This window comes from Streptomyces sp. NPDC047108 (assembly GCF_040643575.1).
Lineage (GTDB): Bacteria > Actinomycetota > Actinomycetes > Streptomycetales > Streptomycetaceae > Streptomyces.
This window is the reverse complement of record NZ_JBEYUP010000008.1, coordinates 119,116-143,950: the sequence shown is the minus strand read 5'-3', so window position 1 is coordinate 143,950 and position 24,835 is coordinate 119,116. Positions and strand designations below refer to the sequence as shown.

Sequence of the window (24,835 nt, the reverse complement as noted above, 5' to 3'; positions counted from 1 at the left end):
CGACCTGGGACCCGCTGGCTGCGGGTCGACCGAAAGCCGTTGTCTACTGGACGCCCGGGCCCCACCCGGGTCACACCTGCCGGCCGGTCGGAACCTTCCTTCGCCCCCGTGGCGCGGGCGCTGGACCTGGCTCCCAGTGGTGGCGCACCTTGCGGCGCACCGCCCCATGGCCCAGCGGCGTTCGGCGACTGCGTGGAAATTCCCCGGTCGGACGTCCTGTGGTGGACTCCGCCGAACCTACCGGCCGTCGCCCGCTTTCTGTCAACAGCCGTTTGACCTGCGGAAATTCAAGGATTCGGCAGGTCAGTGGCAAAGATCCGCAGGTAGCGCGACAGGCTGCGAACCCAAGGTTCCGCGTCGCGCCACCCCGGTACGTCACTCGTTCGGCCGTGCGAAGACCGTGTGTCCGCCCACCACGGTGCGCAGGACTTCCGGCAGGTCGGTGCCCGGGGTGAGATCGGGCAGCCCGGGTGTTCCCGAGCGCGGGTCGGTCGACCAGCGGGCGACCCGTTCGTCCGGTGCCTGGACGACGAGTTCGCCGGTGCGCCACACCACGTAGTCGGCCGGAGCGCCGGGCACGAGCGTGCCCGCGTCGTCGCGTCCGACGGCGCGCCATCCGCCACGGGTGTGCGCGGTGAAGGCGGCCCGCACCGACACTCGGTGTTCGAGGGTGCGGTGGAACGCGGCCGCCCGCACCGTGCCCCACGGGTCGAGCGGGGTGACGGGGCTGTCGGAGCCGAGCGCGAGCGGGACGCCGGCGCGCAGCAGGGCGGCGTACGGGTTGAGGGTGCGGGCCCGCTCGGGGCCGAGCCGCCGCGCGTACATCCCGTCCTCGCCGCCCCACGCGGCGTCGAACGCGGGCTGGACGGACGCGGTGAGGCCCAGCTCGGCGAAGGCCCCGATGGTCTCGGGGTTGAGCATCTCGGCATGTTCGACGCGGTGACGGCTCGCGCGGACACGGTCGAGCCCGAGCTTCCGCGCCGCTTCCCGTACGCCCTCGACGACGTGTGTGACGGCGGCGTCGCCGATGGCGTGGAAGCCCGCCTGGAGCCCCGCTTCGGTGCAGGCCGCGACGTGGTCAGCGACCGCACGGGCGTCGAGGTAGGCGGTGCCGGTGTGGTCGGCGTCGGCGTACGGGGTGTGCAGGCAGGCGGTGTGCGACCCGAGGGCGCCGTCCACGAAGAGGTCACCGGCCGCGCCGATCGCCCCCAGCGCGCGAATCCGCGCCGCGTCCCGCGGACCCGCGACCTGCTCGGCCCAGTAGCCGAACACGCGCGGACCCGGCTCACCGGCGGCGAGCGCGAGCAGCCCGGCGAAGTCGTCCTCACCCGAGATGTCGGGCCCGGCGCACTCGTGGACGGAGCCGATGCCGAGGGACGCGGCGTGGCGGAGGGCGGCGCGCTGGGCCTCTGTGCGCTGCCCCGGGGTGAGGGCCCCGTGTGCGGTACGGCGTGCGGCGTGGTGGTCCGCGCCGGTGAGCGGCGCGTCGGGGTGGCCCGCGAGCCCGGGGACGAGCGCGAGCAGCGCCGAGGTCACCACGGCCGAGTGCACATCCACGCGGGTGAGGTAGAGGGGCCGCCCGCCCGTCGCCTCGTCCAGTTCGGCCCGGGACGGGGGCCGCTGCTCGGGCCAGCGCGCGGCGTCCCAGCCGTGGCCGAGCAGGACCCGGTCGCCTGGGTGCGCGGCGGCGTGGCCGCGTACGAGGTCGAGCGCCTCGGCGAGCGTACGGGCGCGCGTGAGGTCGAGGCCGGTGAGGGCGAGCCCGGTCGCGGTGGTGTGCACGTGGGCGTCGGTGAAGGCCGGGGTGACGAGCGCACCGTCGAGCCGGACGACCTCGTCGACGCCGTCGGCGAAGGCGTCCGCCGCCCCCTCGGAGCCGACCCAGGCGACCTGGCCGCGCTCGACGACCATGGCGGTGGCGAAGGGGTCGGCGGGGCTGTGGACGGTGCCGCCACGCAGCAGCACCGTGCGGGGGACGTCCTGGTTCGCGGGGCTCTCGCTCATGACGGCCAGTTTCTCCCGTCCGCGACGGCGGTCGCCGCGCGGGGGTCCGGGAGACGGGCGGGGTTCGGCGAGCCGGGTCAGATCCGGGGCGGCCGGGACTCGTACGGGGTGGACAGCACGACCGTCGTCCGCGTGGAGACGCCCGACCGGGAGCGGATCCGGGTGAGCAGGTTCTCCAGCTCCAGCGGCGTGCCGACCCGCACCTTGAGGATGTAGTTCTCGTCGCCCGCGACACTGTGGCAGGCCTCGATCTCGGGCACGTCGGCGAGGCGGTCCGCGATGTCGTCGGGCGCGCTGGGATCGAAGGGCTTGACCGAGATGAAGGCCGTGAGCGGGAGGCCGACGGCCTCGGGATCGACCACGGCCGCATAGCCGCGGATGATGCCGCGCTGCTCCAGACGGCGGACGCGCTGATGCACCGCCGACGTGGACAGGCCGGTCGCCTTGCCCAGATCGGTGTAGCTCATGCGCCCGTCCTTGACGAGCAGTTCCACGATTTGCCGGTCCAATTCCTCCACAGCGCAAAAACCTACAGCGAGCTGGTTGCCTCGGCATACCTGGGCTCCGGAGGCCGGCCACGGACGCGTACATCACATGCGTACGGCATCTACGTACGAGACGGGTCCCCACATGTGCTTTCCCGCCACGACCCGGACCGGTGGGCTGCGGGTCAGTCCTCCGGGCCGGGCGGACGAGCCCCGGGGCTGACGCACAGCAGGATGACGGTCCGGTCGGGGTGAGTGCTGGCGCCGACCTCGTCGACGGAGAACTGGCTCTTCAGCTCGTTCGCGACCCGCTCGGCGTCGCCTGCCCCGGTTGCGCGCAGCACGGTGGTGATGTCCCCCGCGTCGGGCGGCGCCAGGTCGGCGGAGACGGTGACGGACGACCTGCGGGCCTCGACGGTGCACCACCAGCGTTGGGGCGTCCCTGCCGCGTCCCGCATCACGCCCTGCACCGCGGCCTCCTGCGGCGGGGGGAAGCTCTGCCCGATGGCGCGGAGGACGGTCTCGGCGGCGTCCTGGCTCCCGTCGTAGAGCTCCACGCTGACCTGTCCGGGCTCGGCGCCGGTCATCAGGGACTCCGATCGTGCTCGGGCGTCACCCCACGAGGGCTGTGTGCGCAGTGGAAACGGTGCCGTGCCCAGCGTACGCACGCCCGCGCCCCGTTCGCCCCGTTCATCCGGATCCGGAGCGGCGACGCGGTCGCACGGCGCCACGGCGGCGCGGCCGCAGGGCGTCACGCCCGGAGGCGCAGCGAGGGGGCGGCCGGGTGGAGTCAGGACGCGTCGGGGGGCGGCATCTCCAGGGCACCGGCCAGCTCCGCACGCGAGGTGACCCCGAGTTTGGCGTAGGCGCGCTGGAGGTGGTTGTCCACGGTGCGGATGGAGAGGACCAGGCGCGCCGCGATCTCCTTGCTCGTCAGCCCCCGGGCGGCGAGCAGGGCGATCTCCTGCTGACGTCCGGTCAGCGGCATGGCCGAGTCCAGCCACGCGAGCCCTGGTGTCCGCGCGCCCTCGCACTGGGCGGCGAGCTTTCTGGCACGTACGGACATCGCATTGGCGGAGCGGAAGTCCCCGAGGCGGCGGTGCGCGGAGGCGGATGCCGCCGCGCACTCGGCCGCGGTGAGGTACGCCCCCATGTCCTCCAGGTCGGAGGTCGCCTCCGCGAGCTTCAGCGGGTCACGGTCGGCCAGGGCGGCCGCGTGCTGGGCGCGGGCGCGGACGAACGCACCGTCGCACAGCTCGGCCAGCTCGGCCAGGCGCGTGACCGTGCCGCCCGGATCGCCCAACCGCGCGATCTCGGAGAGGAGTTGGGCCTCCATGGTCCACAGCCCCTGCTCCCGCGCGTCGGACGCCGCGTCCCGCAGCACCTCCCGCGCGGACGTCAGGTCGCCCCCGGCCGCCATGCGCCATGCGGGCGCCACGCGGGCGTCCGGGCGCACCCACCCCGCGGTGGTCAGATCGCTCAGCTCCGACAGGGCGCAGTCGGCCGCGTCCACGTCGCCCAGCAGGGACTCGGCGAGGGCGAGACCGGCCACGGACAGCCGCCGCTGCGCCGTGAAGTGGTGCACGGCGCTGACCTGCGCCGCCTCGGCGTACCAGCGGCGCGCGCTGGCCGCACGGCCCGCGAGGTGGTGGCTGCGGCCCAGGTTGAGGGCGAGCCAGGCCTGCGGGATGGGGGCGCGGTCGGCGACGGCGTCGCGGTAGCCGCGCTCGGCCACGGCGACGGCGTCGTCCAGCCGTCCCGCCTCGCACAAGGCGTAGACGCGCGAGATGAGTTGGGAGGAGGGATGGGACACGGCCACCAGGTCGGTGACCTCCGCGTGGGCTCGGTAGGCGCTCTCGGACAGGTCCAGGGCCTCGGCGGTGCGGCCCACCTCGGCGAGCGCGGCGGTCCGAGCGAGCGCCCCCATGACGCGGCTGCGGGGGTCCATGCCGTCGAGCCCCTCCAGGAGCTCCAGCGCCCGGTGCGGGGCGCCGCCGAACGCCTTGACGGTGGCCTCGGAGACGTTCAGCGCGTCACGGGCCGGCGGGGAGGTCAGCGACTCCCGGGCGCGGTCGTTCACGTCCAGGGCCTCACGGATGCGCAAGGTCCCCCAGAAGAGGTTCTTGACGCGCTGCAGTACGCCGAGGAGGCGTTCCTTATCCGTCTTCGCCAGGGTGCCCGCCCGCTGCAGCACCCCGTCGGACTCCTCGAACTCGCCCAGTTCGTACAGGGTTTCACCGAGCAGCAGGCACGCCTGGAAGCTCTCCTCCTGAGCGAGGGCCGCCCTCGCCAGACGTGCGGCGTGCTGGTAGTCGAAGGCGTAGCGGGCCAGGGACGCGGCGCGGAGCAGCAGCGCGGGGTCGGCGGCGCCCGTGGCCTCCAGGCGCCAGGTCGCCACACGGAGCGGGTCTCCGCGGCGGCGGCAGCCGGAGGCTTCCAAGAGTTCGGACTGGGCGAGCAGCAGCCTGCGGCGCCGCAGGCCGGGGATGCGGCGCCGCAGGACCTGCCCGTGGAGGGGATGGGCGAGGTCGACGGAGTGCCGCCCGCCGTCCGTACGCACCTGGACCAGCCCGCGGGTCTCCAGGCGCTCGAGGGTGGCGGAGGGTATCTGCGCCTCGGCGATGCGGAGTTCGAGCGGACCGGTCAGGGCGAGGATCTCCAGCGCGTCCCGCTCCTCGGGCCCGGCCGAGCACAGGCGTACGTCGATGAGGTCGGCCAGCGCTCCGGTGCCGACCGGCAACTCCCTCAGGCGGGACACCCCGTTGTAGGCGTTCAGCGTGCCGGCCGACATCGCGCCGAGGAGAAGTTCCCGCAGATACAGCAGATTTCCGCCGCTCGCCGCGGAGAGCATCTGCAGCGTCTGCCCCTCGACGGGGCCGCCGAGCACCTGCTCCAGCAGCTCCTCGATGTCCACCTGCCCGAGGTGTCCGAGGGAGATCCGGCGGACCCGGTCACCGCTGTCGAGGGACCGGACGGCGGCCGTGCGCGGCTCGCCCTCGCGCACGGTGGCGATGAGGAAGAGGTGCTCGGTCTGCAGGAGCTGGCTGATCAGGGTGGCCGAGGTGGTGTCGAGGAGATGCAGGTCGTCGACGAGCAGGACGTAACGGCGGGTCCCCTTGCCCGACCGCAGGGTGACGATCGCCCGCGCGAACGCGGCGACGGGGTCGTCGGCGACCGGCTTGCCGGGCAGCAGGTGGGCGACCGCCCCGAGGGGGATGGCCGCCGCCGCGGCGCTCGCGACCGCCCGGCCACCGGGGTGTCCGGCACCCAGGGCCCGGTCCAGGCATTCCTCCGCCAGCCGCGTCTTACCGACTCCGGCCTGGCCGTGAAGGATGACGGCTTGGCACCGGCGGTCGGACAGTCCGGCCGCTACGGCGCCGAGCTCACCGCTTCGCGCGACCAGCGGCCAGCGTGCAGCGGCGGAGGCGTAGGGGGATCTTGCGACGCTCACGACGCCCTCAGCATAGGTCCGGCAACTCCCTCGGTGAACCCTGCGGTGCGAGGCCATGTGCCGTCATCACGGTCGATGTCCGGCGTCGGCCTCCCTGATGCGGGTGGGGCTGGCGGGGCGCAGGTGGAACCCCGTTCCACCGTCAGTGGTATACGGACACGGACGGTGAGTACACCACTGTGCGAGATATGGGTATTTCTTGCTCACGACCCGGGGGCGGTCCGGTGCTTCCGTGGAAGGGCAAGGTCGAGTCGAATCCCCTCGCAGGGGAGGACATGACAGTGGACATACCCGGACCCCGAGATTTCGAGGTTCCACACCATCCCGAGGCCTCCGCGCTCGCCCGTACCCGTACGCGTGCGGCGCTGGAGCAGTGGGGCGTGGACGGTGAGACGACGCACCACGCGGTACTGGTGGTCTCCGAGCTCGTGGCCAACGCCGTGTGCCACGCCAAGCCGCAGGTGACCGTAGAGGTGGGACACGAGTGGACGGCGTCGGGCCCGGTCGTGCGGATCACGGTCGCGGACGGAGGGCCGCTGGAGTGCCCCGTCGTCCCGCCGGAAGGGGACCTGGACGAACGAGGCAGGGGGCTGCGGATCGTCGAGGCGATCTGCGACGAGACGGGTGTGGGGTGCTCGGACGGCCGGCATGTGCGCTGGGCCGTAGTCCCCGAGACGTGAGCGGGGGCGGGTGACCCTCCGTAGACGTGAGCGGGGGGGGGCGGGTGACCCTCCGGAGACGTGAGCGTGGACGTGGAGATGACGCGGACGTGGGGACGGGCGTGGCGAGGGGCGGGGAGAGGGCGTGACCTGCGGGGCTGGGGGCGGCGCGGAGGCCGCGAACGGCCCGGCCCGTGACGCGCCCGGACCGGTCCGGGCCCGGGCGAAGCGCATGTGACGAACGCCACACGATCCGCCAACTGTCCGTCGGAGTGCCGCGATTACCCGGCGCACGGTCAGGGAAATGCTTGCTGTGGTCGAGGCCGCGGTGCCTTGTCGGCCCACACCTAGGGGGAGTTACTCCATGCGCAGCCTGAAGCGTTCCGGTCGCAGCGACCGCACCCGGTCCGTCCCGGTGGGCACGGTTCCCGACATCGCGGAGTTCGCCGCGGCGGACGGGAGCGACGAGGACGGTACCGACGAGACGTTCGAGATGTTCCGTGTCATGTGCCCCGACTGCGCCCGGCCGATCGCGATGCTGGCGGAGGAGACGGTCCTGCCGGAGCACGCGCTGGTCCGCACGCCGTGGAACCCTTTCGGTCTCACGGTCTGCACCGGCACCGGGCGCGCCGTCGGCGAGGCAACGCCGGCCGACGCGTCGCTGAAGGCGCACGAGCAGGACGCCGCCGCCCTGCTGCTGACCCTCCCGGAGGGCCTGGACTGGCGCATGCAGCCGTTCTCGCACGTGGGCGGGCCGGGGTCGCATCCGCTGCGCAGCCTGCCGCAGGTGGGGCATCAGGCCGCCTGACCGTCACCTGGGCCCCGTCCGAAAGCCGACCGGCCCGCCTGCTCGTACCTCCTGCCTGCTGTCCCGCCCTGCCTGCTGTCCCGCCGGTCCTTTCCCGTCGGCTGCCTGTGCGGGCCTCGTCGCCACCGCGTGACGCCTCGTAGCACCGTGCGCTCCTGCCCCGTGCGCCACAGCGGCCACGGAACACTCCCCCACGCTCCCATCTGCCGTCGCTCCGGGCATTGTCCGCGTCCGCGGGCAGGGGCAACATGCATGAGGAGTGAGGACGGAGCCGCCCATGCATGAGTCCGCAACGGAGGCCTTCACCCCGCACCGGCAGGGTGACCGCTCCGTGGCCGACCGCCTCCTGAGGGTGCTGGAGGCCTTCGACCTGGAGCGCCCCGCACTCTCGCTCACCGACATCAGCCGCAGGGCCGGTCTTCCGCTCGCCACGGCGCACCGCATGGTCTCGAAGCTGGTGAGCTGGGGCGCCCTGGAGCGCGACGACTCGGGCGAGTACCACATCGGGCTCCGGCTCTGGGAAGTCGGAGCGCTCGCGCCCCGCGGGATCGGCCTCCGCGACGCGGCGCTGCCCTTCCTCGAAGACCTCTACGAGGCGACTCACGAGAACGTACATCTCGCGGTGCTCGACGGTACGGACACCGTCTACGTCGAGCGTCTCTCCGGCCGTTCGGCAGTCGGCGTACTCAGCCGGGTCGGCGCCCGCTGGCCGCTGCACGCCACCGGCGTGGGACTGGTCCTCCTCGCCCACAGCTCACCGGAGTTGCAGGAGCGCGTGTGCGCGGGACCGCTCCGCGCCTTCACCCCGCACACCATCACCGACCCGGCGCTGCTGCGCCGCACCCTGGCGGAGGTCCGCCACCGCGGCTGCGCGATCAGCGAACGGCAGATCACCGACGACGCCGTCTCCGTCGCCGCGCCCGTGAGGGGACCGCATGGGGACGTCATGGCCGCGGTGTCCGTCGTGGTCCCCGTGGACGACGCGCGGACCCGCACGCTGGTGCCCGCGGTGCAGGTGGCCGCCCGGGGCATCTCGCGCTCGCTGGACCGCCCCGGCGCACTCGACGGCCGTACCGGAGCCTGACGCCCCGGCACGGCTCCCTCCCCGCGGCGGCCCCACCACCCGTCGATCCGCCGATCCTCCATCGGTCCTCCATCAGCCCTTCCATCAGATGGAAGGGCTGTTGCCGCCGTCCACCGGCGCTCGACAGGTTGGGAGGTCGCCGAGTCGCGGCGGTGCGGGACACCGCCGCAGACGGACAGGAGCCTCCATGCCCTTCGCCAGGAACCAGTGGTACGTGGCGGCGTACGGCCGGGACGTCGGACGGGAGCTGCTGGCCCGGACGATCCTGGGTGAGCCGCTCGTGCTGTACCGCACCGAGCAGGGCGAGGCCGTCGCGCTGGCGGACCGCTGCGTCCACCGCCGCTACCCGCTGTCCGAGAGCCACCTGGACGGGGACAACATCGTCTGCGGCTACCACGGGTTCACCTACGAGCCCGGGGGCGCCTGCGTCGCCGTGCCCGGGCAGAAGCGGATCCCGCGCACCGCCCGCGTCCGCTCCTACCCGGTCGTCGAACAGGACTCCTTCGTCTGGGTCTGGGTCGGCGACCGCGAGCCGGGCCTGTCGGACTCCGTTCCGCGGGCCCCGTGGCTCGCGAACCCGGCGTGGCGGACGGTCTCGGGCATGGAACCGCTCGACGCCCGCTACGAGTTGCTCGTCGACAATCTCCTCGACCTCTCCCACGAGACGTATCTGCACGGGGGCTACATCGGCACCCCGGAGGTCGCGGAGACGCCGATCACCACCGAGGTCGACGAGGAGGCGGGGATCGTCCGCGTGAGCCGCCGCACGGACGACGCCGCGTGCCCGCCCTTCTACGCCGAATCCACCGGCATCACCGGGCGGATCACGCGCTGGCAGGACATCGAGTACTCCGCTCCGTGCCTGTACGTGCTGCACAGCCGGATCGCCCCGGTCGGCGTGCTGCCGGGCCCGGACGGCGAGGACGACGACGCGTTCCATGTGGAGGTCGTCTACGCGATCACCCCGTCGACCGAGACCACGACGTACGACTTCTGGGCCGTGGCACGCGACTTCGCCCAGGACGACAAGGACGTCAGCCGCGTCCTGCACGAGCTGAACCGCACCGTGGTCATGCAGGACGTCGACGCCCTCACCGTCCTCGAACAGGTCATCTCCTCCGAGCCCGAGGGCTACCAGGAGTTGAGCATCAACATCGACACCGGCGGCCTGGCCGCCCGGCGCATCCTCGAGCAGCTCTGCTCCGAGGGTCCCCGCCCGCGTCCGGCCACCGGGAACCCGCCGCACGCCGCGCACGCCCACGGCCGGTCCGGGGGTGCCGACGCGGGCGCCGGGTCGGGGATCCGTCCGGCGGGAGCCACCACGCCATGACGAAGACCGGGACGACCGTCTACCGGGTGCGCTGGATCCCCGGCACCGACCGGCTGCTGGGGACCTGCCACTGCGGCGCCACGCGCGAGGCGTCGGACCCGATCGAGCTGTGGACCTGGCTGCTCGGCCACCCGTACGGGCACTACCCGGTGCCGCCCGCGCGGGTGCCGTCGTGAACGGAGAACCACCGCCGGAGGAAAGGGAGTCCGGGTCCGCGGACGCACCCGGACACACGGATGCCGACGCATCCGCCGCGCGAGCGCGCACGAGGTGGACGGTGCGGACGGTCAGAGGTCCAGAACCGCCTGTACGGGGAGGTGGTCGCTGGGGAACTGGCCGTCGCGAGCGAAGGTGTTGATCGCGGCGTAGGGCGTAAGGACGCCCCGGGAGGTGAGGATCCAGTCGATCCGGTCGCCGTCCGGGACGAGCGGCCGGTAGCCGTGGAAGGTCGCGAACTGCGGGCTGCGCTCGACCGCCGTGTCCCAGGTGTCCACCAGCTTGCCGCCGTTCAGCAGGGCGTCGTAGACGGGGTTGCCGTGGGCGGCGACGTTGAAGTCCCCGGTGACGATGCGGGGCAGGGTGGGGTCGAAACGACCGAGCCGCTCGGAGATCAGGGCGGCGGACCGCTCCCGTGCGTGCTGTCCGACGTGGTCGAAGTGCGTGTTGAGGGCGTAGAAGCCCGCTCCCGTACGCCGGTCCCGGAAGCGGACCCAGGTGACCATGCGCGTGATCTGGCCACCCCAGGTGTTGGAGCCGATCACATACGGGGTGTCGGACAGCCAGAAGTGGTCGTACTCGAGCGGCGTCAGGCGGGAGGTGTCGTAGAAGACCGCCATGAACTCGCTGCGGCTTCCGCCCTCGCGCCCGGTGCCGATCCAGTCGTACCGCGGCCCGAGGTCGGACTCGATGTCCTGGAGCTGCGCGTACAGCCCCTCCTGGGTGCCGAGCAGATGAGGCCGCTCGAACCGCAGCAGCTCCCGCATCACGGGGCGGCGCTCGGCCCAGGAATTGGGACGGGTGTCGGAGGCGTAGCGGAGGTTGAACGTCATGGTCCGCAGCTCGCGGTCGCCCTCCCCGAAAGCCGGGCGGGTGACCTCCTCCGGCTCGGCGTACTCCGACGGGACGGACGCCCATGACGGCCCGGCCGGTGCGGAGGCGGGCCCGGCGGCGCGCGCCTCGGGCGCCGCGTGCGCGGCGACGGGGAGGGAAAGGGCGGCCGCGGCGGCGGCTCTGATGCCGCTGCGGCGCGTGAAGGGGGTTGCGGTCATGGCGTCTCCAGGGGTGGTCCGGTCTCGGCCAGGATCGGTCACAGGAGAGTCTCAGACGCGCACGTACCGGGGGAAGTGGGCGATACGGGACGGATGTTGAAACACCTGGTGACGTGGAGAAACTTCGCGGTTCCCACCGTACGGCGCCCGCATGCGGACATCCGGCGGCAACACCCCGGGACATCCGCCGCAACACTTTGCTTCAACAATCTGTTCAAGCGGCCCCTCGGTGTCCCACAATCGGGCCCACGTTTCGGCCACCCGCCCCACGTTTCGCCACCCGCGTCGAGGAGTCACCATGTCGACAGCAACCCAGCGATTCCTGCCAACCGGCTCCACCCATCCCGTCGACGAGGTCCCGTCCGCCGGCCGGCTCGGCGCGTTCGGCCTGCAGCACGTGCTGGCGATGTACGCGGGCGCGGTGGCCGTCCCCCTGATCGTCGGCGGCGCCATGAAGCTCCCGCCCGCCGATCTGGCATACCTGATCAACGCGGACCTGCTGGTGTGCGGGCTCGCCACGATCCTGCAGTGCGTGGGCTGGTGGCGGTTCGGCGTCCGGCTGCCGATCATGCAGGGGTGCACCTTCGCGGCGGTCTCGCCCATGGTGCTGATCGGCACCGGGGGCGGCGGGCTGACGGCGATCTACGGATCCGTCATCGTCGCCGGTCTGGCGATGATCCTGCTCGCACCGGTCTTCGGACGCCTGCTGCGCTTCTTCCCGCCCCTGGTCACCGGCACCGTCATCCTCATCATCGGGCTCTCGCTGCTGCCGGTGGCCGGGAACTGGGCCGCCGGCGGCGCGGAGGCGCCGGACTTCGGGGCACCTAAGAACATCGCGCTGGCGGCCGGCGTCCTCCTCACCGTTCTCGCGGTCCAGCGCTTCGCGCCGGGCTTCCTCGGCCGGGTCGCGGTCCTCGTCGGGATCGTCGGAGGCACCGCCGTCGCGATACCGCTGGGCTACACCGACTTCGGCGGCGTGGGCGACGCGGGCTGGCTGGGCGTGAGCACCCCGTTCCACTTCGGTGCCCCCACGTTCGAGGGTGCGGCGATCGTGTCGATGCTCGTCGTCGCGCTGGTGACGATGACCGAGACGACGGGCGACTTCATCGCGGTCGGCGAGATGACGGACCGTCGGGTCGAGCCGGTGCGGCTCGCGGACGGACTGCGCGCCGACGGCTTCTCGACCGTGCTCGGCGGCGTCTTCAACACGTTCCCCTACACCGCGTACGCCCAGAACGTCGGCCTCGTCGGCATGACCCAGATCCGCAGCCGGTGGGTCGTCGCCGCGGCGGGCGGCATGCTCGTCCTGCTCGGGCTGCTGCCGAAGCTGGGCGCCGTGGTCGCAGCGATCCCGGCACCGGTGCTGGGCGGCGCCGGCCTTGTCATGTTCGGAACGGTCGCGGCGAGCGGCGTCCGCACCCTGCTGGGCGTGGACTTCCGCGACAACCACAATCTGACGGTGGTGGCGGTCTCGGTCGCGGTCGGGCTGCTGCCGGTGGGCGTGCCGGAGATCTACGCCAAGTTCCCGGACTGGTTCCAGACGGTGATGGACAGCGGCATCAGCGCGGGCTGCCTCACGGCGATCGCCCTGAACCTGCTCTTCAACCACCTTCCGGGCCGGCACGGAACGGCCGCGGAGACGACTGCGGAGACGGCGGCCCCGGACACCGGTACGGAGCCGAAGACCGCGAGCGCACCCACGGAGGGCCGGTCGGCCTGACGCCGCGTCGGATACGGAGGCGGTCCGGGCCCCGCGCGGACCGCCTCCCGCCAACGGCGCGACGGGACGCGCGGGCGACGGAACCTGAGGCAGAGTCAGAATCGTGCGCCAGGAGGCGTTCGCGGACGTGATCCACCCCGTCTCACTCGTCCGGTGGCCGCCGCAGGAGTGGCATGAGGAGCGCGGAACCTCAACTCCCCCTAATGTCCGAACCGAGGGGGTTGTCATCTTTTGCGCTCAATGAAAGGAAAACTCATGTCCTTGTCCGTTCGGCGATTCCTCGCCGTCGCCGGTCTCGCCGTCGCCACCGCAGTCGCACCCCTGGCGGGCACCGCCTCCGCCGCCCCGGCCCCCGACCACGACGCCACGGCGAAGAAGGACAGCAGCCACAAGGACTGCAAGCACGCCAAGGAGCACAAGAAGCACGACGAGAGCAAGGACAAGACCAAGGACCACAAGGGTCACAAGGACAGCGCCAAGCACGAGGGCACGAAGAACGACAGCAAGAAGCACGAAGGAAAGAAGCACGACAGCAAGAAGCCCGAGGGCAAGAAGGGCGAGAGCAAGAGCGAGCACAAGGACGAGTGGAAGAAGCACCACGAGGACGCCTGGAAGAAGCACCAGGAGGCCAAGGGGAAGTACGAGCACAAGGACCACGCGAAGTCCGAGCACCACAAGGACGCGGAGAAGAAGGACCCCAAGGCCGACGCCAAGAAGGAGCACAAGGCCGAGGCGAAGAAGGAGCACAAGGCCGACGCCGCCAAGGACCACAAGGCTGACGCCAAGAAGGACTCCAAGGCCGACCCGAAGAAGGAACACAAGGCCGACGCCGCCAAGGACCACAAGGACGCGTGGGTCGCCGAGTGGAAGAAGCACCAGGAGAAGACCTGGAAGCACGAGGAGAAGAAGGACGAGAAGGCCTACGGCAAGAAGGCGTACGACACCAAGGCCGTCGAGATGAAGGACGACGCGAAGAAGGACGGCCAGAGGGACGATCTCATCGAAGAGCTGCTGGAGCTCTTCGCGCTCGACTTCTTCGACTACGACCTCTGAGCCGCCCCCGACGCCGGGACACGCGACCGCATCCGCCCGCGCCGGCGACTCCCCCGTCACACACCTCGCACGTCACCGGTGGCCGGGTCCCCGAGGGGCCCGGCCACCGGCCGTACGCCGAGGCCCCCGAGCGCACGCCGCCTAGCGGCTCTCCGGCCCCGCCACATGCCGGGCCACGACCATCCGCTGGATCTGGTTCGTGCCCTCGACGATCTGCAGCGCCTTCGCCTCGCGCATGTACCGCTCGACGGGGAAGTCCGCCGTGTAGCCGTATCCGCCGAGGAGTTGCACCGCGTCGGTCGTCACCTGCATCGCGGCGTCCGAGCAGAACAGTTTCGCCATCGCCGCCTGCTTGCCGTACGGCTTGCCCGCGTCCCGCAGCCGTGCCGCCGCGAGATACAGCGCCCTCCCCGCCTCGATCCGGGTCGCCATGTCGGCGACCATGAACCGCAGCCCCTGGAAGTCGGCGATCGGCCGCCCGAACTGCTGCCGGTCCGCCATGAAGACCACCGCCTCCTGAACCGCCGCCTGCGCCAGCCCGACCGCGCAGGCGGCGATGCCGAGACGGCCGGAGTCGAGCGCGGCCAGGGCGATCGCGAAACCCTGGCCCTCGTCGCCGATGCGGCGCGCGTCCGTGACACGCACGCCGTCGAGGTGGATCTGCGCCGTTGGCGACCCCGTGAGCCCCATCTTGCGTTCGGGCGCGGCGGCCGAGAGCCCCGCCGCGTCGCCCGGTACGAGGAACGCGGTGATTCCGCGCGCCCCTTCGCCGCCCGTCCGCGCGAACACGGTGTAGAAGTCGGCGACGCCGCCGTGGGTCGTCCACGCCTTCGTGCCGTCGAGGACCCAGTCGCCGCCGTCGCGCACCGCGCGCGTGCGCAGCGCGGCGGCGTCGGAGCCCGACGTGGGTTCGGACAGGCAGTACGCGCCGAGGAGCCCGCCGCCGAGCATGCCCGGCAGATGCTCGGCCCGCTGCTCCTTGGCGCCGAAGGCGGCGAGGGCATGGCAGGCGAGCGTGTGCACGCTGACGCCGAGGCCGACGGTGAGGCGGGCCATGGCCAGCTCTTCGAGGACCTGGAGGTAGACCTCGTACGGCTGGTCGCCACCGCCGTACTCCTCGGCGTAGGGCAGGGCGAGCAGTCCCGACCGGGACAGCAGCGCGAAGACGTCGCGGGGGAAGTGGCCCGCGGCCTCCTGCTCGGCGGCGTGCGGGGCGATCTCGCGCTCGGCCAGCTCGCGTACGAGCGCGAACAGGTCTCCGGCCTCCTCGGTGGGCGCCTGGCGTTCCACCGGATGCGGGGCATGGTCGGGCATGCCGGGCTCTCCTCCCGGTCGGGGCTGCGGGGTGCGCGCCCGGGGGGACGTGCGTCGCCGGGGCGTGCTGAGCCGATGCTGCCGCTCCGGGGCCCGGAACGGTCCGACCCGTGGCTGTGGCGCTGGGACTGTGCCCGTTCGGCGGACCCCACGACCGTACGGCGGAACGACCTCGCGGCAGCGCGCCCGTACGACGGGAGGTCCGCGACCCCGTAAATTGGTCCGAACCATTGACGCAGTGGTCTAGTCCTTCTACGGTTCCGGCAACCCCTGAACGCGTGCATGCCAACTCGGAGTTCGCTTCCCGCCCCCTCCCCCACCGAGGAGACCCCCATGCCCGGTCCGGACCGTCCCCCCGCTCGCATACGCGTGCTCGTCGCCACGCTCGCCGCCGTCTGCGTCACCGCGCTCGCCGCCACCTTGGCCCCGGGCCCCGCCTCCGCCGGCGAGGTCACCCGGAAGGCGACCGCCGGCAGCGGGACCGCCGGCGCCGAGGCGGCCGGCGACAAAGTGATCGGCTACTTCACCGAGTGGGGCGTCTACGACCGCAACTACCACGTCAAGAACATCGAGACGTCGGGCTCCGCGGACAAGCTGACCCACATCAACTACGCCTTCGGCAACGTGCAGGGCGGCAAGTGCGCGGTCGGCGAGGCGTTCCCCGCGTACGAGAAGGCGTACACCGCGGACCAGAGCGTCGACGGCGTGGCCGACACCTGGGACCAGGACCTGCGCGGCAACTTCAACCAGCTCCGCAAGCTCAAGAAGCTCCACCCCGACCTCAAGGTGCTGTGGTCCTTCGGCGGCTGGACCTGGTCCGGCGGCTTCACCCAGGCGGCGCAGAACCCCGCCGCCTTCGCCGAGTCCTGCTACGACCTGGTCGAGGACCCGCGCTGGGCCGACGTCTTCGACGGCATCGACATCGACTGGGAGTACCCCAACGCCTGCGGGCTCAGCTGTGACAGCAGCGGCCGGGACGCCTTCGGCAACGTGATGCGGGCGCTGCGGGCGAAGTTCGGCGACGACCTCGTCACCGCCGCCATCACCGCCGACGCCTCGTCCGGCGGCAAGATCGACGCCACCGACTACGCCGGGGCGGCCCAGTACGTCGACTGGTACAACCCGATGTCGTACGACTTCTTCGGCGCCTGGGCAGCGCAGGGGCCCACCGCCCCGCACTCGCCCCTCACCTCCTACGACGGCATCCCGCAGCAGGGCTTCACGACCGACGACGCGATCCGGAAGCTGACCTCCCTCGGCATCCCCTCCGAGAAGCTGCTGCTGGGCATCGGCTTCTACGGCCGCGGCTGGACCGGCGTCACGCAGAAGGAGCCGGGCGGTACCGCGACGGGCCCCGCGCCCGGCACCTACGAGCAGGGCATCGAGGACTACAAGGTCCTGAAGGGGAAGTGCCCGGCCGGGGGCACCGTGGCGGGCACGGCGTACGCCCACTGCGGCGACCAGTGGTGGAGCTACGACACCCCCGCCACCATCGCCGGAAAGATGGACTACAAGAACCGGCAGAACCTCGGCGGCACGTTCTTCTGGGAACTGAGCGGTGACACAGGCGACGGCGAGCTGATCAAGGCGATCGACTAGCGCGACCGGTCTCTCCCCCCGGCCCCGCGCACCGTGCCGGTGCGCGGAGCCGCGGCACGTCCCGGTGGGTCAGGTACGGGTGGGGGTGGGTCAGGTCTCGGTGAGTCAGGTACGGGTGGGTCAGGTACGGGTGGGTCAGGTCTCGGACGGGCGCCACTCGATCATCAGAATCGTGGCGTCGTCGCTGAGTTCTTCCTTCTGGTGCTCCAGGATCGCGTGGATGAGCAGACGCAGCACTTCGGGAGCGCGCGAACCCGCCGCGGTGGCGCGGATGATGAAGTCGGTGAACCGCTCGAGGCCGAACTGCATTCCGCCCGAACCGCGCGCCTCCACGACGCCGTCGGTGTAGAGCAGCACCCGGTCGCCCGGCTGGAGGTTCATGGTGTGGACCGTGCGCTCGTGGTCGGCCAGGCTCGACGGCAGTCCCATCGGCGGCTGCGCCTCACGCTCCAGAGCGCCTTCGAGGACGCGGTGATTGCGGATCAGGAGCGGGGACGGATGCCCGCAGTTGCACCAGCGCAGCTCACCGGTGGCCACGTCGAACTGGATGAAGACGCCGGTGCAGAACTGGTCGGGGAGCCAGCGGGCCAGGGCGTGGTCGACCGTTCCGACGAGTTCGGGCAGATCCGCGCCCGTGCGGCGGGCCGTGCGGCAGCCGGCCATCGCCACCGACGAGGCGAGCCCGGCCGCCAGGTCGTGCCCCATCGCGTCGAGGATCGTCGCGTGCAGGGTGTCCTCGGTGAACGAGTGGTCGAAGGCGTCGCCGCCCAGCTCGTACGCGGGTTCCAGGACGGCCGTGGACACCACGCGGTCGCTGCCGATCGTCCGCGGGGGGAGGTAGGCGCGCAGCAGCTCTGCGGCGAGTGCCATCGGCTCGGTACGGGTCCGGCGCGTGATCGTGTCGCTGTAGGCCCGCTTGGAGGTGATCACCATGGCGAGGAAGTCGGCGAGTGCGCGGCAGCGCCACAGCTTCAGCCCGTCGAGCGTCGCGACCTGGACCCCCAGGACGCCGAGCCGTTCGACGCCGTCGATGAGCGGCAGCCAGGCCGTGAGCCCGCCGGAGAGGTCGTCACCGACGCGCAGTGATTCGGTGCGGTAGGCCCATCCGGCGAGGCTGGAGTCGACCTCGAGGGACTCCCCGCCGTCGAGCGGCATGAGCTGCCGCTGCTGCAGGTCGGCCAGGTAGACCCGGGCGTCGTCCATGCCGAGCGCCTTGACGTGCCGGTTCACGACCGCGGAGAGGTCCGTCGGGGCCGCCGACTGGACGTGTCGCACCAACTCTTCGAGAAGACGTTCACCTGCCCCCGCGGGCATGTTTGCATGGGCCACGTGATCACCTCCTCCCTCCGGATGGCGAGTCTCCACGATCCGTACGGCTACACCTGGGCCGCTCGGCACTGGTGGGAGGAGACTGGTGACGTGCACCCTGACGTACAGCACGCGTCACGGCCGCTCCGGCGGCACGGACGCACCCGCCACGAGCCGAGGAGTGTCACCCGCTCATGACCGTGCCTCCGGAATCCCCCGTCGTTCTCGACACCGCCTTCTTCCTGCGCTGGCTCGACGGCGCCACGCAGGTGATCACCCAGGAAGCGGACCAGCTCACCGAGCTCGACTCCGCCATCGGGGACGCGGACCACGGCATCAACCTGCGGCGCGGCTTCACCTCGGCCTCGGAGGCGGTGACGTCGGCGCCCCCGGACACGCCGGGCGCGCTGCTGAAGGCGTTCGGGACCCACCTCACCCGTACGGTCGGTGGCGCTTCGGGGCCGCTGTACGGAACCGTGCTGCGGCGGGCCGGGCGCGCACTGGGCGACGAGGTGACGGTGAGCCCACAGGCGCTCGGCGACGCCCTCGCCCAGGCCGTCGCGGGCGTGCAGCGGCTGGGCGACTCCGGCCCCGGTGACAAGACGATGGTGGACGCGCTGGCTCCGGCCGCCGAGGCGTACGCCGCCTCGCTGCAGAGCGGCGGGCAGCTCCGGGACGCCCTCGCGGCGGCGGCCCAGGCCGCCCGCGACGGCGCCGAGGCGACGATCCCGATGCAGGCCCGACGAGGCAGGGCCAGTTACCTCGGTGCGCGGAGCATCGGCCATCAGGACCCGGGCGCCACGTCGTCCGCCCTGCTGATCACGGCGCTGCACGAGGCCGCCACCGGGCACGCGGGCGAACCGGAGGCGGCTTCCGGCACGGCCTCGGGGGCGGTCGATCCGGCCGGCGACCGGGCGGCGGGCGACGGGAGTGGTGAGGCGTCGGACCCAAAAGGTGAGGAGCAGGACGAGGAGGCCGAGCCGAACAACGCGACGGGCGGTGGTGGGCCCGGCCCACGCGTCGGTGTCGTCCTCGTCTCGCACAGCAGTGAACTGGCCGTCGCCACAGCGGACTTGGCCAAGGCCCTGGTCGGTTCGGGCGACCCCGCTCCGATCGCCGCGGCGGGCGGTGTCGAGGGCGGCGGCATCGGCACGAGTTCCACGCTGGTCCGCGAGGCGGTCAAGGCGGTGGACGGCGGCCGCGGCGTCGTCGTGCTGTGCGACATGGGCAGTGCGGTGCTGACGATGAAGGCGCTGCTCGCGGAGACCGGGGAGGGTGCGCTGCCGAAGGACGTACGGATCGCGGACGCCCCGTTCGTCGAGGGCACGGTCGCCGCTTTGGTGACCGCGTCGACCGGAGCGGACCTCGACACCATCATGGCCGCCACCGACGACGCCCGCACCTACCGCAAACTCTGAGGCCGGACAGGCTTTCTGACGTCACCTCAGCACGGTTCGACCACCCCGTCACCCGATGCGTCAGCGCTTGATGCGCAGGCTGCGCAGCCGGTTGAGCGCGGCGGCGACCTCGTGGCGGCGCGGCACCGCGCAGTCGTCCTCGTGGACGGTGAGCAACTCGGCCGCGCCGCGCACGAGTTCACGGTCCAGCCGGTCCAGTGCCTCGGCCAGCGTCCGGCCGCCGTCCAGGTGGCCACGGCGCACCAGGAGTTCCAGGGCGAATCCGGTGCCCGTGACGTACGCGCGGTCGGGCATCTGCTCCACCGCCCGTACGTCCACGTGCTCCTCACCGAAGGTCAGTTCGTCGGTGCCCCGGGCCCGTACACGCGAACGGCCGCGGGCCCGGGAGTCGACGGACGCGGGGTCGGGGGTGCGGTGGCTGACAGGCGGGAAGGCGTCCGCCTCGGCCTGCCGGCCGGTCGGGACCCGGGCCAGTTCGTGCGCCCGTGCGGTGACGTCGGAGGGCCGGTAGGCGTCCATCATGACGACCTGGTCCGCGACGTCCATGTAGTCGCCGGAACCACCCATGACCAGGACCGTGGACACCCCGTGGTCGCGGTGGAGCGAGCGGACGAGGTCGACGAACGGGGTCAGGGGCTCGCGGTCCTTGGCGACGAGTGCCTGCATCCGTGCGTCACGGATCATCAGGTTCGTGGCGGCGGTGTCCTCGTCGATCATCAGCGTCCCGGCGCCCGCCTCGACCGCCTCCACCAGCGACGCGGCCTGCGAGGTGGATCCGGAGGCGTTGTCCGTGGAGAAGTCGGAGGTGTCGGCGCCGCTGGGCAGATGGCTGACGAAGGCGTGCACGTCGACCCGTTCGACCCGGCGCCCGTCCTCGGCGCGGATCTTGACGGTGTCGCCGCGGGAGACCACCAACTCCCGCCCGTCGCCCGGCACATGGTCGAACACCCCCGCTTCCAGCGCCCGCAGGAGGGTGGACTTGCCGTGGAAGCCGCCGCCGACGATCAGGGTGACGCCTTCGGGCACGCCCATGCCCGTGACCCTCCCCGCGTTCGGCAGCTCCACCTCCGTACGGAAGGCGTCGGGGGAGACGAACGGCACCGTGCCGGGTCCGGTCAGCGGCCGGTCGTCCACGCCGCTGCGGCGCGGCAGGACGGATCCGTCCGCGACGAACGCCACCAGGCCGCGCGGCTTCAGCGACCGCCGCAGCGCGTCGGCGTCCTCGACGGTGTCGACGAAGCGGCGCACCGCGGCCGCGTCCAGCGAGGCGTGGCGCAGGGCGCGTTCGACGACCCGCGGGAGCAGGCGGCACAGGATCTCGTCGGCGGCGCGGCCGTCGATCCGCCGCCCGCGGCCCGGGAGTTCGACGCCCAGACGGACCGTCACGGCCCCCACCTCGTCACCGACGTCACCGGTCCTGTCGCCGCCGTCGCCGATCCGGCAGGAGGAGCGGTCGAGCACCTCCTGGCCGCCGCGGTCGATGTGCACCGGTCCCCGTCCGGCCACGGCGGCGGCCTGCCGTGCCAGATATCCGGCGAGGGCGCGGCGGCGCACCGCGCTGTTCCTCAACTCCTCCGGAAATCCGGCGTGTTCGGCGGGTACGTGCAGGGCGAGGCGGGCGGGCGGCGCGTACGGGTCGGCCTGGCCACGGACCACCTCCAGGGTGAAGCCCGCCATCTGCCAGGCGCCGCCGAGCGACTTGTACCGGCCGTAGGACGCACCGTCCAGATGACGCAGTTGCTCGGCCAGTCCCGTGCGCATGGGCTCCCTCGTTCCGTGAACATCCCTTTGCGACGAGCCTAGGCCGTATCTTCTGGATCAGCGCGGGACGGTGCCGCACGCCGAGACCGCGGCCGATCGCCCGCGCCCCGGCCCCATGGTGCGCCCGGCCTCGGTCACCGTGAGGCCCGGGCCGCCACCGCGAGCCGGTCCTGCACGACCGGGTGGACGCGTCAGACCTCGAGCCGGTCGTGGAGGACGAACTCGCACCACACGCTCTTGCCGCTCCCCCGGGACTCCACGCCCCACACGTCCGCCAGCCGGTCCACCAGCAGCAACCCGCGCCCCGAGACGCCGGTCTCGCCCGGCTCACGGCGGCGCGGCCAGGCGCTGGAGGAGTCCTGCACCTCGACCCGGAGCCGCCGCTCGGCGCCGCCGGGCATACGGGCGGTGACCACGGCCCCGCTGTCGGTGTGCATCAGGGCGTTGGTGATCAGTTCGTCGGCGACCAGCTCCACCTCGTCGGCCCGGCCTCCGGCGCCCCAGTCCCGTACGGCCTCGCTGATCATGTGCCGGGCCAGGCTGAGGGCCTCGGGATCGCCCTGGGCGATGTGCTGGTGGACCCGGCGGCCGATCTCCGGGATGGGCTCCCCTTCCCGGCGGAGCAGGAGCATGGCCATGTCGTCGCCCCCGGTCCGCTCCCCCATCGCCGCGCTGAGATGGTCGGCGAGTTCCTCGACGCCGTGCGGGCCGTCGGCCGCGGCGGCCGCCAGGATGCGCAGTCCGTCGTCGAGGTCCATGCCCGGCTGCTCGACGAGCCCGTCGGTGAACAGCATCAACGTTTCGCCGGGGTCGAGGACGACGCGGGTCACCGGGTAGTCGGTCTGCCCGAACGCCGCCGATGTGCCGAGCGGAAGACCGCCGGCCGCCTGGACCGGGCGGCAGCCGCTGACGGGGTTCCGGATCATCGGCTCGGTGTGCCCCGCCCTGACCACCTGCACGCTCCCGACCGCCGGGTCCACCTCGGCGTACAGGCAGGTCGCGAAGCGGTCGGTGTCCAGCTCGTGCAGGAAGGTCGAGGCGCGGGCCATCACGGTGGCGGGCGCGTGTCCCTCGGAGGCGTACGCGCGCAGGGCTATGCGGAGCTGGCCCATGACGGCGGCGGCGTGCGTGTCGTGCCCCTGGACGTCGCCGATGACGGCGCCGACCCGGCCGCCCGGCACGGGGATCACGTCGTACCAGTCGCCGCCGACCTCGCGGCCGAAGCGGGCCGAGCGGTAGCGGACGGCGATCCGCGCGCCGGGGAAGGTCGCGATCCTGCGCGGCAGCATCGCCGTCTGCAGGCCCTCGGCGATGTCGTGCTCCTGGTCGAAGAGCATGGCCCGCTGGAGGCCCTGGGCGATGCTGCTGCTGAGGGCGACCAGGAGGTTGCGCTCCTCGGGGGTGAAGTCGTGCTTGCCGCGGTAGAGCAGGCCGATCGCACCGAGCGGGCGGGCCTGGGCGATCAGCGGGAGGTAGGCGGCGGCCGAGACGTCCAGCGGTTCGACGTACGGCCAGAGCCCCGGGTAGCGGCGGGAGAACTCCTCGGGCGAGGTGATCAGGCGCGGGGTGAGCGTCCGCACCACCTCGCTCATCGGGTACTGCTCGTCGACCCGCGTGTACTCCAGCTCGGGCACCCAGCTCCCGGCCTGCCCCTCGGCAACGATGTGGATCCGGCCGTTGTCCATCAGGCCCAGGACCAGGCTGACCGCGCCGAGGCGGCCCAGGCCCTGACCGCCGCCGAGCACGTCGATCACGTCCTGGACGGTGATCGCATGGGCCAGGGCTGCCGTGGTCTCGTCGATCACGCTCGTCTGCCGTCTTCGCTCCTCGTTGAGGGCGATGCGCTCGGCCGAGTGGGCCAGTTCCTGTGTGGCGTCCCGGATGATGCCGAGGACGCGGACGGCATGGCCGTCGTCGCCGCGGTGGATGTGGCCCTGGGTGTGGGTCCAGCGCAGGGACCCGTCGCGGCAGCGGATGCGGAAGTACGCGCCGTACGTGGTGCCGTCGCCCTTGATCGCATGGGCGACGACGGCGTCGAGGCGCTCCGCCTCCCCGGACGGGACGCGGGCGGCCAGAGTCGCCGGGTCGCCGTCGTACTCGTCCGGCGCCATGTCGAACACCTCGAGCGCCGGGGCGTCCATGTGCATCCGGCCGCTCTCGAGATCCCAGTCGAAGCTGCCCATGCGGTTGAGCGCGAGATTGATGTCCGCGCGGACGGGCCAGTCGGCGGGCAGCGGGGCGGCGGGGGCCGGGGTGGTTCCCCGATCAACCATGTCGCCCTCCTGGTACGGCACACGGACCTGAACGGTGCGCCGTCTACTGCGCTCGGCCACTCAGCGCAACTCTGTCACTCTTTGTGCGATTTTTCGAAAGGTACAGGCCGGAACTGATCGTGTCGGCTCTCGGTATGTACGCGGCGGAGGGGTCGGCAACCCTGGGTTGCCGACCCCTCCGCCGCCCTTCCGGTCCCCCACCGAGCTTCCGGTCTCCGTGGTTGACGTCCGGCCGGTGCGGGCGCCTACTTCTCGGCGCCGACCTTCTTGCCGTCGGGCGAGACGGCGAACCATGCGCCGCCGACGCCCTGGCCGTTGGTGTCGCCGGGCTTCTCGTCGCCCGTGTACCAGTACAGGAGCCAGCAGTCGATCGCGAGCTGCTCGTCACCGTCGGGGCGGGTGAACTTCGAGAGCAGCTTCGGGTTCACGCCCTCGACGTCGTCCTTGGAGACCGGCTTGGCGGGCTTCCACGTGTCGAGGCAGGAGCCGGTGCAGTTGGACTTCATCGGCCACGCCGAGTCCTTGTTGAACCGGTAGAGCGTACGGCCCTTGCCGTCCCGCAGGATCTTGCCGAGCTTCTCGTCCTTGAAGGCGGACAGGGCCGCCCTCTCGCCGCCGCCCGCTCCCACTTCGCCGCCTCCGCCCTCGTCGGCTCCGTCGGCGGACGCCTTCTTGCCCTCGGGCGACGCGGCGTACCACGTGCCGCCCACGCCCTCGCCCTTGATCTGCCACGGCTTGGTGTCCTTGGCGTACCGGTACATCGGCCAGCCGTCGACCGTCAGTTGCTGGGTGCCGTCGGCGCGCTTGACCTCGCCGAGGAGGGACGGGTCGATGCCGGCGGCGGAGGACACGTCGTCGGCGGGGACGGGGGGCCAGGCCTTGGCGCAGTCGCCCTCGCAGTTGGTCTTCGGCGGCTTGGCCGTGTCCTTCTCGAAGCGGTAGAGCGTGAAGCCCTCGCTGTCGGTGAGGACGGAGCCGAGCTTCTTGTCGTCACCGATCATGAGCTGTCCGGCCGGCTTGCCCTGGGCCTTCTTGCCCTGCGGGTCCGCACCGCCGTAACCGCCGCCGTTGGCCTTGTCCTGGCCTCCGTAGGCCGCGTCCGCCTGCCCGGCCGGTTGTGCCGCCGCGGGCTGCGACTGCGACTGAGCCTGCTGGGAGCCGCAACCCGCTGTCAGCATGACCGCCACCGCTGCCACCGCGATCGAGGCGCTCTGCCACTTCCTCATCGTCCACTCCTGCAATCGGCTGCCCGTTCCGGCGCGGGTGTGCGCCTCTGACGGCGTTATGTACGGGCGGTGGA

At 72.2% G+C, this 24,835-nt stretch carries 19 protein-coding genes and 1 pseudogene; 10 read left to right on the top strand and 10 right to left on the bottom strand.

Annotated features, from left to right (window positions below):
• Window positions 1–375: 375 nt before the first annotated feature.
• The 4 genes from ABZ822_RS18530 to ABZ822_RS18515 form a co-directional block, all read right to left on the bottom strand.
• On the bottom strand, window positions 376–2,004 hold the full coding sequence (locus tag ABZ822_RS18530) for an amidohydrolase (RefSeq protein WP_360854594.1): 1,629 nt from the start codon (window positions 2,002–2,004) through the stop codon (window positions 376–378).
• A gap of 77 nt (window positions 2,005–2,081) precedes the next feature.
• The gene (locus tag ABZ822_RS18525) at window positions 2,082–2,522 is read right to left on the bottom strand and encodes an Lrp/AsnC family transcriptional regulator (RefSeq protein WP_360854591.1); all 441 of its coding nucleotides are present in this window, start codon (window positions 2,520–2,522) and stop codon (window positions 2,082–2,084) included.
• 152 nt (window positions 2,523–2,674) lie between these two features.
• Window positions 2,675–3,076: a hypothetical protein gene (locus tag ABZ822_RS18520; RefSeq protein WP_360854587.1), complete on the bottom strand. Its 402-nt coding sequence runs from the start codon at window positions 3,074–3,076 to the stop codon at window positions 2,675–2,677.
• Between the two features lie 203 nt (window positions 3,077–3,279).
• A complete protein-coding gene (locus tag ABZ822_RS18515; protein WP_360854584.1) occupies window positions 3,280–5,940 on the bottom strand; it encodes a LuxR C-terminal-related transcriptional regulator in 2,661 nt (886 codons plus the stop codon).
• Window positions 5,941–6,215: 275 nt separating this feature from the next.
• Here ABZ822_RS18515 and ABZ822_RS18510 point away from each other — a divergent pair, with 275 nt between their 5' ends.
• The 5 genes from ABZ822_RS18510 (at window position 6,216) to ABZ822_RS18490 (ending at window position 9,997) form a co-directional block, all read left to right on the top strand.
• Window positions 6,216–6,620: an ATP-binding protein gene (locus tag ABZ822_RS18510; protein WP_360854581.1), complete on the top strand. Its 405-nt coding sequence runs from the start codon at window positions 6,216–6,218 to the stop codon at window positions 6,618–6,620.
• A 343-nt stretch (window positions 6,621–6,963) separates the two neighbouring features.
• Window positions 6,964–7,407, top strand: coding sequence for a hypothetical protein (locus ABZ822_RS18505; protein WP_360854578.1), 444 nt, complete (start codon window positions 6,964–6,966; stop codon window positions 7,405–7,407).
• A gap of 277 nt (window positions 7,408–7,684) precedes the next feature.
• Complete coding sequence (locus ABZ822_RS18500) at window positions 7,685–8,491, top strand: IclR family transcriptional regulator (RefSeq protein WP_360854575.1); 807 nt, start codon at window positions 7,685–7,687, stop codon at window positions 8,489–8,491.
• A 187-nt stretch (window positions 8,492–8,678) separates the two neighbouring features.
• Window positions 8,679–9,821 carry an aromatic ring-hydroxylating dioxygenase subunit alpha gene (locus ABZ822_RS18495; protein ID WP_360854572.1) on the top strand — a complete coding sequence of 381 codons (1,143 nt, stop codon included), beginning with the start codon at window positions 8,679–8,681 and terminating at the stop codon, window positions 9,819–9,821.
• Window positions 9,818–9,997: a hypothetical protein gene (locus ABZ822_RS18490; protein WP_360854569.1), complete on the top strand. Its 180-nt coding sequence runs from the start codon at window positions 9,818–9,820 to the stop codon at window positions 9,995–9,997. Before ABZ822_RS18495 ends, ABZ822_RS18490 begins: the two co-directional genes overlap by 4 nt.
• Window positions 9,998–10,108: 111 nt before the next feature.
• Here the strand turns inward: ABZ822_RS18490 and ABZ822_RS18485 are convergent, their stop codons facing one another.
• Window positions 10,109–11,089 (bottom strand): endonuclease/exonuclease/phosphatase family protein, encoded by a 981-nt coding sequence (locus ABZ822_RS18485; protein ID WP_360854567.1) that lies wholly within the window; start codon window positions 11,087–11,089, stop codon window positions 10,109–10,111.
• A gap of 298 nt (window positions 11,090–11,387) precedes the next feature.
• On the opposite strand from ABZ822_RS18485, the gene ABZ822_RS18480 reads away from it, so the two are divergent.
• A complete protein-coding gene (locus ABZ822_RS18480) occupies window positions 11,388–12,809 on the top strand; it encodes a nucleobase:cation symporter-2 family protein (RefSeq protein WP_360854564.1) in 1,422 nt (473 codons plus the stop codon).
• Between the two features lie 255 nt (window positions 12,810–13,064).
• Complete coding sequence (locus ABZ822_RS18475) at window positions 13,065–13,862, top strand: hypothetical protein (RefSeq protein WP_360854561.1); 798 nt, start codon at window positions 13,065–13,067, stop codon at window positions 13,860–13,862.
• A gap of 141 nt (window positions 13,863–14,003) precedes the next feature.
• Here the strand turns inward: ABZ822_RS18475 and ABZ822_RS18470 are convergent, their stop codons facing one another.
• A complete protein-coding gene (locus ABZ822_RS18470; protein WP_360854558.1) occupies window positions 14,004–15,176 on the bottom strand; it encodes an acyl-CoA dehydrogenase family protein in 1,173 nt (390 codons plus the stop codon).
• Between the two features lie 333 nt (window positions 15,177–15,509).
• On the opposite strand from ABZ822_RS18470, the gene ABZ822_RS18465 reads away from it, so the two are divergent.
• On the top strand, window positions 15,510–16,775 hold the full coding sequence (locus tag ABZ822_RS18465; protein ID WP_360854555.1) for a glycoside hydrolase family 18 protein: 1,266 nt from the start codon (window positions 15,510–15,512) through the stop codon (window positions 16,773–16,775).
• A 135-nt stretch (window positions 16,776–16,910) separates the two neighbouring features.
• Here the strand turns inward: ABZ822_RS18465 and ABZ822_RS18460 are convergent, their stop codons facing one another.
• Window positions 16,911–18,089, bottom strand: a complete 1,179-nt coding sequence (locus ABZ822_RS18460) for a PP2C family protein-serine/threonine phosphatase (RefSeq protein WP_360855083.1) — start codon at window positions 18,087–18,089, stop codon at window positions 16,911–16,913.
• A 188-nt stretch (window positions 18,090–18,277) separates the two neighbouring features.
• On the opposite strand from ABZ822_RS18460, the pseudogene dhaL reads away from it, so the two are divergent.
• Window positions 18,278–18,925: pseudogene (gene dhaL, locus ABZ822_RS18455) on the top strand (dihydroxyacetone kinase subunit DhaL); the annotation flags it as partial.
• Window positions 18,899–19,501: a PTS fructose transporter subunit IIA gene (locus ABZ822_RS18450; RefSeq protein WP_360855080.1), complete on the top strand. Its 603-nt coding sequence runs from the start codon at window positions 18,899–18,901 to the stop codon at window positions 19,499–19,501. The pseudogene dhaL and the gene ABZ822_RS18450, both read left to right, overlap by 27 nt.
• A 60-nt stretch (window positions 19,502–19,561) precedes the next feature.
• Here ABZ822_RS18450 and ABZ822_RS18445 read toward each other — a convergent pair whose 3' ends face one another.
• From ABZ822_RS18445 to ABZ822_RS18435, 3 genes are all read right to left on the bottom strand, one after another.
• Window positions 19,562–21,262, bottom strand: a complete 1,701-nt coding sequence (locus tag ABZ822_RS18445; RefSeq protein WP_360854552.1) for an ABC-ATPase domain-containing protein — start codon at window positions 21,260–21,262, stop codon at window positions 19,562–19,564.
• A 191-nt stretch (window positions 21,263–21,453) separates the two neighbouring features.
• Window positions 21,454–23,535 (bottom strand): SpoIIE family protein phosphatase, encoded by a 2,082-nt coding sequence (locus tag ABZ822_RS18440; RefSeq protein ID WP_360854549.1) that lies wholly within the window; start codon window positions 23,533–23,535, stop codon window positions 21,454–21,456.
• A gap of 245 nt (window positions 23,536–23,780) precedes the next feature.
• Entirely contained in the window at window positions 23,781–24,761 is a 981-nt protein-coding gene (locus ABZ822_RS18435; protein ID WP_360854546.1) for an SCO0930 family lipoprotein, read from the bottom strand.
• Between the last annotated feature and the right edge of the window lie 74 nt (window positions 24,762–24,835).

Excerpts from the sequence above, each read along its gene's own strand:
- ABZ822_RS18470 (WP_360854558.1), bottom strand. The coding sequence starts at position 15,176 with ATGCCCGACCATGCCCCGCATCCGGTGGAACGCCAGGCGCCCACCGAG.
- ABZ822_RS18510 (WP_360854581.1), top strand. The coding sequence starts at position 6,216 with ATGACAGTGGACATACCCGGACCCCGAGATTTCGAGGTTCCACACCAT.
- ABZ822_RS18440 (WP_360854549.1), bottom strand. The coding sequence starts at position 23,535 with ATGGTTGATCGGGGAACCACCCCGGCCCCCGCCGCCCCGCTGCCCGCC.
- ABZ822_RS18480 (WP_360854564.1), top strand. The coding sequence starts at position 11,388 with ATGTCGACAGCAACCCAGCGATTCCTGCCAACCGGCTCCACCCATCCC.
- ABZ822_RS18445 (WP_360854552.1), bottom strand. The coding sequence starts at position 21,262 with ATGCGCACGGGACTGGCCGAGCAACTGCGTCATCTGGACGGTGCGTCC.
- ABZ822_RS18435 (WP_360854546.1), bottom strand. The coding sequence starts at position 24,761 with ATGAGGAAGTGGCAGAGCGCCTCGATCGCGGTGGCAGCGGTGGCGGTC.
- ABZ822_RS18530 (WP_360854594.1), bottom strand. The coding sequence starts at position 2,004 with ATGAGCGAGAGCCCCGCGAACCAGGACGTCCCCCGCACGGTGCTGCTG.
- ABZ822_RS18485 (WP_360854567.1), bottom strand. The coding sequence starts at position 11,089 with ATGACCGCAACCCCCTTCACGCGCCGCAGCGGCATCAGAGCCGCCGCC.
- ABZ822_RS18475 (WP_360854561.1), top strand. The coding sequence starts at position 13,065 with ATGTCCTTGTCCGTTCGGCGATTCCTCGCCGTCGCCGGTCTCGCCGTC.
- ABZ822_RS18500 (WP_360854575.1), top strand. The coding sequence starts at position 7,685 with ATGCATGAGTCCGCAACGGAGGCCTTCACCCCGCACCGGCAGGGTGAC.
- ABZ822_RS18520 (WP_360854587.1), bottom strand. The coding sequence starts at position 3,076 with ATGACCGGCGCCGAGCCCGGACAGGTCAGCGTGGAGCTCTACGACGGG.
- ABZ822_RS18460 (WP_360855083.1), bottom strand. The coding sequence starts at position 18,089 with ATGCCCGCGGGGGCAGGTGAACGTCTTCTCGAAGAGTTGGTGCGACAC.
- ABZ822_RS18495 (WP_360854572.1), top strand. The coding sequence starts at position 8,679 with ATGCCCTTCGCCAGGAACCAGTGGTACGTGGCGGCGTACGGCCGGGAC.
- ABZ822_RS18490 (WP_360854569.1), top strand. The coding sequence starts at position 9,818 with ATGACGAAGACCGGGACGACCGTCTACCGGGTGCGCTGGATCCCCGGC.
- ABZ822_RS18505 (WP_360854578.1), top strand. The coding sequence starts at position 6,964 with ATGCGCAGCCTGAAGCGTTCCGGTCGCAGCGACCGCACCCGGTCCGTC.
- ABZ822_RS18465 (WP_360854555.1), top strand. The coding sequence starts at position 15,510 with ATGCCCGGTCCGGACCGTCCCCCCGCTCGCATACGCGTGCTCGTCGCC.